This window comes from Shewanella insulae, from assembly GCF_009831655.1.
In the GTDB taxonomy this organism is placed as follows: domain Bacteria; phylum Pseudomonadota; class Gammaproteobacteria; order Enterobacterales; family Shewanellaceae; genus Shewanella; species Shewanella insulae.
Map to the genome: position 1 here is coordinate 94,779 of NZ_WRPA01000012.1, position 11,920 is coordinate 106,698.

Genomic DNA, 11,920 nt, shown 5'->3' on the forward strand with positions numbered 1-11,920 from the left:
TTAATCCTCACCGTGAGCTTCTGGCAATGGGCCGACCTGTGGCGGGCATTGTGGAAAAATTGATCCTTATCATGACGCTAAGGTTGCGTCTGGGCGCGGCTCGGGGTAGTTTGAGGTGTTTTTTTGCCTGGAAGACTAAAAATGAATAATAACTCTAAGTCCACAGAGGCGCCGCGCTTCCCCAGAATCTTCTGGATCGCCAACGGTGTCGAGCTGCTCGAACGAGCGGCCTATTACGGGGTGTTCATCGTTATCACCCTCTATCTGTCACGTATTCTCGGTTTTAGCGACGTCGAAGCCGCCTGGCTGGCAGGCTCCTTCTCGGCCGGTCTCTATTTTCTGCCGACTTTCAGTGGCGCCCTGGCCGATAAGATAGGCTTTCGCGGCGCCCTGCTACTGGCGTTTGGCCTGTTAACCATAGGCTATGCCTCCCTGGCGATATTCCCTGCGCTGATCGAATCTCAGGGGCTGGTGGAATATGGCAAGGAGACCATATATCACGGCCTGAAGGAGGCGGATATCCGCTGGGCGATCGTGCCTATCCTGGTCGTCATCATGATAGGTGGCTCCTTCATCAAGGCGGTGATCACCGGCACTGTGGCGCTGTCTACGACCACAGAGACCCGTGCCAAGGGCTTCTCTATCTTCTACATGATGGTCAATATCGGTGCCTTCTCGGGTAAGACAGTGGTGAAACCGCTGCGCGAATCCATGGGCGACCTGGGCCTGATCAACCTTAACTACTTCGCCGCCACCATGACGCTGATCGCCTTCTTCAGTATCTTCCTGTTCTTCAAGAGCACGGAAGAGAATCGCTCCGGCAAGAGCTTAGGCGAGATCTGGCAGGCGCTGCTCAAGGTACTGTCTAATGGCCGCCTGATCACACTTATCCTGATCATCACAGGCTTCTGGATGGTGCAGCATCAGTTGTACGCCACCATGCCTAAGTATGTGCTGCGCATGGCGGGTGAGGGCTCGTCGCCTTCATGGTACGCCAACGTCAACCCGCTGGTGGTCTTCCTCTGCGTTAGCTTTGTCACAGGTTTGATGGCCAAGCGCAGCGCGCTGACCTCTATGACTGTGGGGATGTTTATCATGCCGGTATCGGCCCTGCTGATGGCCTCGGGCAACATGTTTGTCGGCAGCGAGACCATCTTGGGCATGCACCCCATCGCCGCCATGATGATCATAGGTATCGTATTCCAAGGTCTGGCCGAGTGTTTCATCTCGCCGCGCTTCCTGGAGTATTTCTCGCTACAGGCACCTAAGGGTGAAGAGGGGCTCTATTTGGGCTTCTCGCACCTACATTCCTTTATCAGCTCATTGCTGGGCTTCGGTCTGTCGGGTTACCTGCTGGAAGCTTACTGTCCGGATCCGCGTGTGTATAACGACCACGCCGCCTGGGTCGAAGCCTCGGCACATGCTCACTATATCTGGTATGTGTTTGCCGGTATCGCCAGCGTGTCGGCGGTATCGCTCATCATCTATGGCGCCGTGATCAAGCGTATCGATGCCAAGAATGATACCGACGCCGAACTGGCTACCGCTTAACTGATAGGCTCAGCTTTGATTGGCTAGAGCTAATTAGCTAAAGCTTGGTTAAACCTTGATTGGTTAAACCCTGAATGCCGTCGCGATCACTCGCGGCGGCTTTTGTTTTATTCCCCGGCTAATTGGCGCAATACCGCCTGATTGCTGCTATAATCGCCGCCATATTCATGGGCGCTCATGAGTCATTCATCGGCCGCTGCCATCACATAGCTTTATTTGTGCCTGATCTAACTAAGTTTTTCTCGGCACATCATTAGGAAATTACCGTGAGTCAATCTGACGCTACTACGCCAAGCGGGGCTTTTGACAGCCTGTTGCTTAAACCCGCTTTGCTCGATACCCTGAAATCTATCGGCTTTCACCAGATGACGCCGATTCAGGCCCAGAGCCTGCCCGCCATTCTCAATGGGGGCGATGTGATCGGTCAGGGCAAGACAGGCTCGGGCAAGACGGCCGCATTCGGCCTCGGGCTGCTCAACAAGCTGAACGTGAAGCGTTTTCGCATCCAGTCATTGGTGCTTTGTCCTACCCGTGAGCTGGCGGATCAGGTGGCGGCGGAGCTGCGCACCCTGGCGCGCGGCATACATAACATCAAGATCCTCACCCTGTGCGGTGGCGTGCCCATGGGGCCGCAGATAGGCTCGCTGGAACACGGCGCCCACATTATCGTCGGCACACCGGGTCGTATCATAGATCACCTGGACAGAGGCCGTTTGGATCTCGACAACGTTGATACGCTGGTGCTGGATGAGGCGGACCGCATGCTGGAGATGGGGTTTCAGCGTGAGCTTGATGCCATCATGCAAGAGGTACCCCGCGAGCGTCAGACTCTGCTGTTTAGCGCCACCTTCCCGGAGCAGATCCAGAGCCTCAGCGAGCAGTTTATGATCGATCCCCTCATGGTGAAGGTCGAGGCTCACCACGATGGTGAGACAATTGAGCAGCACTTTTACGAGTGCGGCAATAATAATGATCGCATGAGGGCGCTGCAGCTTCTGCTGCTTAAGCATCAGCCCGAGAGCGCCGTGGTCTTCTGTAACACCAAGCGTGAGACCAAGGACGTGGCGGCCAAGCTGACTAATGCGGGCTTCAGCGTGGTGGCCCTGCATGGGGATCTGGAGCAGCGGGATCGCGACCAGATGTTGCTCAAGTTTGCCAACAAGAGTGCCAGCGTCATGGTGGCCACCGACGTGGCGGCCCGCGGCCTAGATATCGACGCCCTGGACATGGTGGTCAACTACCACATGGCCTACGATACCGAGGTACATATTCACCGCATCGGTCGTACCGGCCGCGCCGGTAGCAAGGGCGCCGCCCATACCCTCTTTAACCACGAAGATGGCTACAAATTATCCCTGCTGGCAGATGCTCTTGGCCGCGAGATAGACGGCGAGGCGCTGCCCGGTGAAGCCCTGCTGGACACCATGCCGCCGCAACCCAGAATGGTCACCATACAGATCGACGGCGGTAAGAAGCAGAAGGTGCGTCCCGGGGATATTCTCGGCTGTCTTACCGGTGAAAATGGCATCGAGGGTAGTGAAGTGGGCAAGATCAAGATCACCGACTTTCGCTCCTACGTGGCGGTGGATCGCAAGGTGCTGCGCAAGGCGCTCAACAAGATTGTGAAAGGTAAGCTCAAGGGTAAGAGTTATCGGGCGTGGGAGTTAAGGTAAGGGTTCACGCTATGCTAGCGTGGTAATTGGAAAGGGAGCTGACTGAGGTTAGCTCCTTTTTTGTTGTCTGGGGTTTGGTGGGGGGGGGAGTTTGAGTAGCGTTTGGCAGCATGTTTAGTTGTTGAGAGAGTTTGAAGGTCGACCCTTCATTGAAACTTATTGCCTGCCGCAGGCTTTATGTGCAGATACGCCTGTGACACGCTGTGCGCCATCCCTGGCCGCTCTGCGGTTTCATCTGACCTACATGGATGTAGGGAATGCCGAAAATGTCGGGAACATTTTTTTGCCATGAAACCGAAGGTCACTGGCGTATCTAACGTCTCTTCGATTTGGCCGTGTTTGGTATTCTTGCTTTGTTTTTGTGAGGCCTTAACCATTTTACTTAAAATTGTTGCCCTCTCTATATTTAATCGGAAGCACAATAGATCTCGTTAAATAGTGTCCCATTTTTTAGATGTAGTCACTTTTCTCCTAACAATGAATAATCGGTTGTTTCTATATATTTCAGTTGGTTACATTTTTCAACGTGTTGGGCGGTAAAGGTTTACATATTTGGTATTATTTGCTAGTAAGTATTATTTAAAAATGAGAAGTTACCATGATGAAAGAGGCTCTTAGATATTTATCTATCATCCTTGGAGCAATAAGTGTTGTTAGTTTTACACAGAGATTTTTTGATATTGGTTTGTTTGAAACTGTTGAGGTTCTAGTTGAGTACTACCGAAATATAGCGCATATAGTTTTCGCAGTTCCTTTTGATACCTTAGGTATCAAAATTCCTGCCTCATTAATAGATCTGTGGACGTTATCCTTTGTAGGTGCATCAGCCTACGTGGCAGTTCCAAATATTGAGGATTCACGCTTCTTCCGAGTACGACCGAACTTGGCAAACTATAAGTACTGGAAGGTTGCATTTTTATTTGTAATGGGGATGAGTGGTTTAGGTATAGCTGTATTGATAAGCTCTTTATATCCAAATACATATGTTGATGGATTTCACGAAGAACCGCTAGATTTGATGAAAGAGGCAGCAAAAAAGGTTTTCTATATTTTGGGCGCAGCGGTAATATTTTTTGTCCTAAATGCGTTTGCACCCAGTGCGTAAAATTGCATAACAAGGTGCTAAGTTTGATGCCTAGCGGCTCAACTTAGCTCGGTGCTATATTTCAAGGTGGAAGAAAAATAATGAAGGACTATCAACCTGAACTATATGGATTTCTTTTAGCCATTGGGTTGCTTAATTTGTGGTATTTGACAGGTGTTGCAATCGAGGAGTCTGTGCTGCCAAAGAATTATGATTTTGTGATTAAGTTCTTTACAGTCGGTGTTGGTGGATTTGCTGGTGCTTATTCAGCGTTTAAACTAAAAAGTTATCAAGACCGACTATCCGAAGAACAAAGGAGGGTTTCAGCGCTTAATTGGGCATTATTTATCCTAATTCGTAAGTATAATGCCATTGAAAACATGAAGGCCAGTATGGATAAATACGAACGTCCTTTTGACCGAGCCTTTTCTCTACCTGCAATGGTTCCTGCACCATATGATGAGTTGAAGATTGAGGTCAACGAATTATCATTCTTGGTAGATTTTGATAAGGCCAACTTTCTTATGGAACTTTCATTAGAGCAAGATCGATTTAGGCAAGCAATGCGAGCTATTGAGATACGAAATGAATTCTATGTTGGAGAAATACAACCAGCATTGAGTCATTACGCATTGAACGGTCGTCCTTTACCTCTAGCAGAGTTTCAAGAAAAACTTGGGGAAAGATTGTTCGAGGGAGCCATTAATGGTGCTGAAAATATGTACGAACATGTATATAAGACAAGTGACACACTGGATAAAATGATTCAATCATTCCGAGAGGTGGCAAAGGAACTGTACCCAGGAAAGAAGTTTGTTGGCTGGATTAAGAAAACGTAATAAGGAATTAAAGTTTACCCGGAAGTAGTCGGGATAGGAATATGCCGCCTCTTTTTTAGCGTTAATCTTTGTTTGATGGTGCTAGTCACACAATTAACGCTAAATCGAAGAGATGATAGATATCGGTGTAGGTGCGGCTGACGCTACGATTTCAGCGCCGAAAATGTTCCCGACATTTTCGGCATTCCCTACATCCATGTAGGTCAGATTATTTCGTAGAGCCCACAGGGAAGTGCTAGTGGCCTGCCAAAATGAGCCCCCCGCCGGTGATAAGTACACCATGACGTCATGGCTCGACATTCCCAGTTGTATTCGCCCTACCGGGTTAAGAAAACGTATGAAGCTGGATGTGACTGGCAGCAGTCAGGGTTAATCTTAGTAAGGTCATTTTACGTAAGGTTATTTTGCCTTGCCGGGCGTTTTAGTATAGATTCCGCCCTCGTTAATTTATTGGTATGTAAGAAAAAATGAATAAAGACGCCGTTGTCGCAGGTCAGGCGATCTACTCCAAGAGTGTGCTCGCCATCTATGATCTCTGGGTGCTGGGATTTTCCAATCACTATCTGTGGAAGTGTCCTACAAAGCTGATCGCCGAGCAGTTTGCCGCCTTGACCTCGGCCAATCACCTGGATGTCGGCGTCGGCACGGGTTACTACCTCAAGCATCATCTGCCGGAGCATACCCGGCGCATCGCCCTGATGGATCTTAATGAGAACAGCCTGGCATCGGCCTCCGCCGTGGTGCGTAATCTCTCCCCTGAGATCTATTGCCGCAACGTCCTGGCGCCGCTTGAGCTAACATGCGATGGCTTCAATTCGGTCAGCGTGAACTATCTGCTGCACTGCCTGCCGGGCACCATGACAGAGAAATGCGAGCTCTTCTCTCATCTCGAATCTGTGATGAAGCCGGGCGCCGTGCTGTTTGGCAGCACAATTCTAGGCACAGGCATCACGCCCAATGCCTTCGCGGCCAGGCTGATGGCTGTCTACAACAAGAAGGGGATCTTCTGTAATCAGGCTGACGATATCGATTCCCTGACCCAAGCGCTAAGCGCCAGGTTCGATCGGGTCAACATCAGGCAGGTGGGCTGCGTCGCCCTGTTTAGCGCCGTGAAGCGCTAGAGGTCGTTTCTTTCTAAACCCGCCTCAGCCTTCACTGCGGCTCTGGCGGTATCTGGGGAGGTCATCGGCAATCTTGAGCCAGTCTGGCTGATTGTCCGTGTAGATATGGTATCTGGGGACGACGGCGTTGGCATCGTCCAGGCTGGCGATGCTTAAGGTGTAGTAATCTGGGCAGTCGGTACTGCGATAGCTGATGCTGGTACCACACTGCTCGCAAAAGCCGCGGCGTATGGTGTCAGATGAGGCGTACTCCTTGGGCGCCCCCTGTAACCAAGTGACCTGGTCGGCCTTAAAATCCATCCAGCAGGCAGCCATGGCGCCCGTGCTTTTCTGGCACTGGTGGCAGTGGCAGTAATCGCTGTCAAAAGGCGCGGCCGACACCTTGTAACGCAGCGCACCGCACAGGCAGCCGCCTTGTAATTGTGTTGTAGGTTTCATCTGTATTGCCGCCTAACTTTAGAATTCATCCTTAAGCTCGATACGTTAACGCTAACTGTGAGTCTTTAGTTTCGAGGGTAGACCTCGAGAATAGGAAACTTGTGTTCGCCAAAGGCCAAGGTAATCGAGAGTATCTCGTTCGCTGAAAATCTTCTTTTAAAGATGTGAGGCGTTAATCTCTCACCATTGGCAAACAGTGCCATTAGCTGGTTCTGGTTTAACGTACGTTGGCCGGATGCTAAGTTTTCAACGGTTATAACCGCCCAGCGTTCACCTGCTTCATTACTCATCAGCACGCTATTGAGCACCTTAAAATCACTGATATCAGGTTGAATGTTATTTTCGTTGGGAAATGAGGATTGGAAGCTACCGGAGACGCTGCGATCGACGGTTAACACATCGTCGACCGCCATTGCCATGCCTGAACATAACAGGCCGATTGTGAGCATAATGAATTTCAACATAGTGTCCTCTATTATTGTCTTTTTTGATTCAGTTGTTTTAGGAATATTGTGTTATTTGACCTCGAGATCGAAGACAACCGTTATGGAGGCGGAGAAGCTAATGGTGGCTTGTAAATATCGCCCTGGAGTTAAATTGTCGGGATCAATTCTGGAACCTGTTACCGAGATACGTTCGACGTTACTGTATGCACTATATCCGTATCGGCTAGAGTCGCTGCTTGAATTGATGCTGTAAATTTTTCCTAATTCAGCGCCGAAGGCGTTGGCTAATGAGGCGGCTTTAGTTTTTGCATCTTCAACGGCTATAACAGTTGCTTGTTCTTTGTATTCTTGTGATCGCATAGATAAGAGTTCTATATCTTCGATTTCATTAATACCGACGCCGAGAGTGAAGTCGATAAATCCGTTCATTTGTTGCAGATCATTAAGGGTAACTTTTAATGTTCGAGTCGCAACATAGCCTGCGATAACCTCTGAACCTTCGTCGGTATAGTTCACATGAGGCTCCGTGAGTAGATTAGAGGCTGAGATCTTGTCCTCGCTAACATTGAAATCGTCTAAGCCTTTAAGCAGTGCGTTGACCCGTTGATCAACTTCTTTCTTGGCGGTGAGGGCATCTTTTTGGATGCTCTTCACTTCAAAGGTGATTCTTGCCATATCAGGTTTAGTGACAATTTGCCCTGACCCATGTGCCACAATATGTCGGTGGTCGGGAAGGCCAGAATTGGCCAGAGTGAAAACAGGCAGAAGATACAAGAGTGCGAAGGCGATGTATTTCATCGTAAAAGTCCATTTAAAAAGCGGAACGTAATTGTGTTCTTCACTCATTGATGAGTAGACCAATGAGTTAATAATCCCGATAAAGAATTACAATACAGGGATTTAACCTAAAATGTAAATGTTAGGTGTGGACTTTCGATAGAGGCTAGGTGCTTAAGTTGAGATGGGTCTAAATAAAACTGGGGCTCAAATGCTTCTGGCCCCAGAAGGCTCTTCAATTAGTGGCTTGTTGGCGCGCTCTGGCTCGAACGGCGACGTCTGCGGCGACGGGCGGGGGCATTGCCGTCCCTATGCTCCGACTTGCCTTGGCCCGCGCCTTTACCTTGAGCATTGCCCTGAGTTTGCCCCTGGTTTTGACCTCTAGTCTGCTTCGGCTGTTGGCCTTCGCTAGCGGCCTTGTTAATGCCAGAGCTTGCGCCAGAGCCTGAGCGGCGGCGACGCTGACCTTGATTCTGCTCTGCCTTGTTACCTTGGCTTCCTTTATTGCCTTGCTCGCCACGAGTATCACGAGCGGGCTTAGGGTTACGTGGTCCCTTGTGCTGGCCATGGCGCTTAGGCTTCAGGTTGGTTTCTGGCAGGGTGTGGGTCGGCTCGAACCCTTCTACCTCGGTGCGGGGCAACAGCTTGCCGATCAGGCGCTCGATATCCGCCAGCAGCTTGGCCTCTTCACTGCTAACCAGGGAGATCGCCTTGCCGTCGGCGCCGGCGCGACCGGTACGGCCGATGCGGTGCACATAATCTTCGGGTACGTTGGGCAGGTCGAAGTTGACCACTTGAGGCAGCTGGTCGATATCCAGGCCGCGGGCGGCGATATCTGTGGCCACGAGCACGCGGACGTCGCCCGACTTGAAGTTGGCCAGCGCCTTGGTACGGGCGCCCTGGCTCTTGTTACCGTGGATAGCTGCGGCGGTGATCCCCTTACCGTCCAGGGTCTTGGCCAGACGGTTGGCACCATGTTTGGTACGGCTAAATACCAATACCTGTTGCCAGTTGTTCTGTTTGATGAGGGCGATGAGGGCCGCCGACTTCTTACTCTTATCCACGGGGCAGATAAGCTGCTGTACCGTGTTAGCCGTGGTATTACGTGGTGTAACCGAGATCTCCACCGGATTGTTAACCAGCCCCTTGGCCAGGGTGCGGATCTCATCGGAGAAGGTGGCCGAAAACATCAGGTTTTGACGCTTGCTCGGTAAGATAGCCAGGATCTTCTTGATGTCGTGAATAAAGCCCATATCCAGCATGCGGTCGGCCTCATCCAGAACTAATACCTCCAGCTGATTGAAGCTAAGGGCATCTTGCTGATAGAGATCCAGCAGACGACCAGGCGTGGCCACCAGGATATCGACGCCGCGCTTAAGTTGACTGATCTGCGGGCTTATGCCGACACCGCCAAACACCACGGCGCTGCGTAATGGTAGATTTTTACCATAGGTGGTAACGCTTTCGGCGATCTGCGCCGCCAGTTCGCGGGTAGGGGTGAGCACCAGGGCGCGTACCTGTTTGCTGCGGGCACGTGGTCCCTTACTCAGTAGCTCGAGTAGCGGCAGGGTAAAGCCTGCGGTCTTGCCTGTCCCGGTTTGAGCCGCGGCCATCACATCCTTGCCAGACAAGACTGCGGGTATTGCCTGGGCCTGAATGGGGGACGGCGTCAGATAACCTTTTTCGGTTACGGCGTTTAAAATGGGGGCGGATAAACCTAGGGAGGTAAAACTCATAGATGGGTCTCTTGGGCTACAAAGGGCAGCAAAATACGGGGCCAAGTGCACTGGCGGGCGTGCAGCTTACAGTAAGCCGAGCTAAAGTGCTATTTAATTCGCCTGCTCTACACAGGCTTAGGGCGGGGTTTGGTGTTAGGTTTTATGGTCGCTAGCGCCTGGTTCAAGGGATCTTTTTTAGCAAATTGTGCGCGCTAATGATTGAGTTTTATCCAGAGGAGACTACAATAGCCGCCTTTCTGACGACAGTGGCGTATTAAGCCGCTGTTTCCCTCAATGAGCGGCAAGTTTGCACTCGAAGATCGAATTAGGAAATAAACATGGCACAAAACAAGAAATACGGTCTTCGCGTGAGCGAAGCCGAAGGCAGCTGGACCGCCGAAGTCACTCGTCGTATGACGGCGCGCAAGACAGTTGTAACTAAGGCGCAAACTGGCTTTGCCAGCGAAGCCGAGGCGACAGCCTGGGGCGAAGAGACCCTCAAGGGCATAGTCGACAACCTGATGCTGCGTAACGAACGCCGCGCCAAGCAGCGCGTAGAGCGTAACGAGGCCGCAGCCGCCAAAGAAGCCGCCGCCGAGAAATGGCGCGCCGAGCGTGACGCCGCCGGTGATAGCGAGCTGGATGACGACTTGTTCGACGAAGACGACGAGTAATCGCTCGCACAAAATATGCGAAGAACCATAAAAAAGCCCAGCATCTGCTGGGCTTTTTGCGTTTGTGGAGATGAGGTTAGTGGATATTAGCTAATGTAGCTCTGACCCGCGTAGATCACGAAGTGTCTCAGGGCCAGCACCCCGGTGAGGCTGCAGCAGGCCACGGCAATCATCACGCCCTTGCTGTGGCGGGTCTGTGATGGCATCAGCATGGTGAGCAGCGGGATGGCGAAACCTATGCCGACCACACCGACCCAAAACACACTTGCCCAGACACCCGTGGTGATCGATGCCAGCGCCGCCGCGGCCGCACCGCCCTTGAAGTAGAGGGCGCAGAACAGCATGAACAGGAACATGATCTCGCTCAGCATCACGGGCAGTTCCAGGCCATGCATCTTGCCCAGATTCGCATCATGGGGGTGAATGTTAAACATCAGCAGCGCGCCAACGGCGTTGGCCGCCGCCCCGGCTGACAGGCCAGACACCAGGAAGAGCGCCGGTAGCACAGCCGTGTTCAGCAGTGGGTAGGCGTTCATCGCCGAGATGAGGAAGCCTGTGTAAGCCCCCACGCCTATGGCCAATACAAACAGCACGACTTCGATTGCCTTTCTCATCGGTAGCAGCGCATCGGCTAGCGGCACCAGGAAGCCCAGCTGCCACTGACTCAGCTCGTCTCTCAGAACTATCAGTGAATAGGCGATGCCTATAGGCGAGTAGAGCAGCAGCGCCAGCACCCCGATAGACATGACAGAGCTGAAGTTGTAGTTGACCAGGATCAGCCAGAAATCAAATGGCTTGGTCAAGTCAAACACCAGGCAGGCCAGGCCTATGATGATCGCCAGCGGACTGATGATAGCCGCCGCCTTGAGAATGGCGCTCTCTAGCGCCTTCTCCTTGCTGTACCAGCGTAGACCTATGCCGATCAGAATCGAGCCTGCCGAGAGGCCGGCCATAAACAGGTAGACTGCGATTACCCAGTTCCAGGTGACTGGATCATATTGCGCCATATCGCCCCAGGTATTGTTCATGACTGTATCCCCCCGCGTTTAGTTGGAATGCGATAGACCCTGGGCTTAGTCCCCAGGTGGGTCTTCTCCTGATAGGTCGCTTTGGTGTTGATGAGTTTGGCCACCTCGCTGCTCGGATCGTTGGCATCGCCAAAGGTCAGCGCATCGGTTGGGCACACAGTGACACAGGCGGGCAGTTCGCCCCGTGCCAGACGGGTGTCCTTACAGAAGTTACACTTGTCGGCCGCCTTGGTTTCCGGGTTGATGAAGCGCACCTTGTAGGGGCAGGCCGCCACACAGTACATACAGCCGACGCACTTGTCTTCCTTGATGGAGACCAGGCCATCTTCGCCCACATAGGCAGCGCCTGTGGGGCACACGGTAACGCAGGGCGCGTTTTCACATTGCTGACAGGAGACACGGTTATATTTAAAGTGCAGGTGCGGGGCATCGCCGAACGGGCCTTCGACCCGCACTTGCAGACGGGTAACTCCCTCGGGAGTACCGTTTTCGCTGCGACAGGCGACGCTACAGGCCTGACAGCCGATGCAGCGATTCTCGTCGTGCACCATTACATATCTTTTACTCATAC

At 51.9% G+C, this 11,920-nt stretch carries 12 protein-coding genes; 6 read left to right on the plus strand and 6 right to left on the minus strand.

Annotation, left to right across the window (positions count from 1 at the left end):
- Positions 1-141 precede the first annotated feature (141 nt).
- From GNT65_RS13850 to GNT65_RS13870, 5 genes are all read left to right on the plus strand, one after another.
- Positions 142-1,551, plus strand: a complete 1,410-nt coding sequence (locus GNT65_RS13850; RefSeq protein ID WP_160797171.1) for an MFS transporter — start codon at positions 142-144, stop codon at positions 1,549-1,551.
- 266 nt (positions 1,552-1,817) lie between these two features.
- The gene (gene dbpA, locus GNT65_RS13855) at positions 1,818-3,224 is read left to right on the plus strand and encodes an ATP-dependent RNA helicase DbpA (RefSeq protein ID WP_160797173.1); all 1,407 of its coding nucleotides are present in this window, start codon (positions 1,818-1,820) and stop codon (positions 3,222-3,224) included.
- Positions 3,225-3,822: 598 nt separating this feature from the next.
- On the plus strand, positions 3,823-4,329 hold the full coding sequence (locus GNT65_RS13860) for a hypothetical protein (protein WP_160797175.1): 507 nt from the start codon (positions 3,823-3,825) through the stop codon (positions 4,327-4,329).
- A gap of 80 nt (positions 4,330-4,409) precedes the next feature.
- Complete coding sequence (locus GNT65_RS13865; protein ID WP_160797177.1) at positions 4,410-5,147, plus strand: hypothetical protein; 738 nt, start codon at positions 4,410-4,412, stop codon at positions 5,145-5,147.
- A gap of 467 nt (positions 5,148-5,614) precedes the next feature.
- Positions 5,615-6,268, plus strand: a complete 654-nt coding sequence (locus GNT65_RS13870; RefSeq protein ID WP_160797179.1) for a methyltransferase domain-containing protein — start codon at positions 5,615-5,617, stop codon at positions 6,266-6,268.
- Between the two features lie 24 nt (positions 6,269-6,292).
- On the opposite strand, the gene GNT65_RS13875 is transcribed toward GNT65_RS13870, so the two are convergent.
- From GNT65_RS13875 to GNT65_RS13890, 4 genes are all read right to left on the minus strand, one after another.
- On the minus strand, positions 6,293-6,706 hold the full coding sequence (locus GNT65_RS13875) for a GFA family protein (protein ID WP_160797180.1): 414 nt from the start codon (positions 6,704-6,706) through the stop codon (positions 6,293-6,295).
- A gap of 65 nt (positions 6,707-6,771) precedes the next feature.
- Complete coding sequence (locus GNT65_RS13880) at positions 6,772-7,170, minus strand: hypothetical protein (protein ID WP_160797181.1); 399 nt, start codon at positions 7,168-7,170, stop codon at positions 6,772-6,774.
- 51 nt (positions 7,171-7,221) lie between these two features.
- The gene (locus tag GNT65_RS13885) at positions 7,222-7,950 is read right to left on the minus strand and encodes an SIMPL domain-containing protein (RefSeq protein ID WP_160797182.1); all 729 of its coding nucleotides are present in this window, start codon (positions 7,948-7,950) and stop codon (positions 7,222-7,224) included.
- A gap of 218 nt (positions 7,951-8,168) precedes the next feature.
- A complete protein-coding gene (locus GNT65_RS13890; RefSeq protein ID WP_160797183.1) occupies positions 8,169-9,665 on the minus strand; it encodes a DEAD/DEAH box helicase in 1,497 nt (498 codons plus the stop codon).
- 320 nt (positions 9,666-9,985) lie between these two features.
- Between GNT65_RS13890 and GNT65_RS13895 the strand changes: the two genes are divergently transcribed.
- Positions 9,986-10,321 carry a DUF3622 domain-containing protein gene (locus tag GNT65_RS13895; RefSeq protein ID WP_160797184.1) on the plus strand — a complete coding sequence of 112 codons (336 nt, stop codon included), beginning with the start codon at positions 9,986-9,988 and terminating at the stop codon, positions 10,319-10,321.
- 86 nt (positions 10,322-10,407) lie between these two features.
- Here the strand turns inward: GNT65_RS13895 and nrfD are convergent, their stop codons facing one another.
- Together nrfD and GNT65_RS13905 are read right to left on the minus strand one after the other, a co-directional pair.
- Positions 10,408-11,349 (minus strand): NrfD/PsrC family molybdoenzyme membrane anchor subunit, encoded by a 942-nt coding sequence (gene nrfD / locus GNT65_RS13900; RefSeq protein WP_160797185.1) that lies wholly within the window; start codon positions 11,347-11,349, stop codon positions 10,408-10,410.
- A complete protein-coding gene (locus GNT65_RS13905; RefSeq protein ID WP_041508400.1) occupies positions 11,346-11,918 on the minus strand; it encodes a 4Fe-4S dicluster domain-containing protein in 573 nt (190 codons plus the stop codon). Before GNT65_RS13905 ends, nrfD begins: the two co-directional genes overlap by 4 nt.
- Between the last annotated feature and the right edge of the window lie 2 nt (positions 11,919-11,920).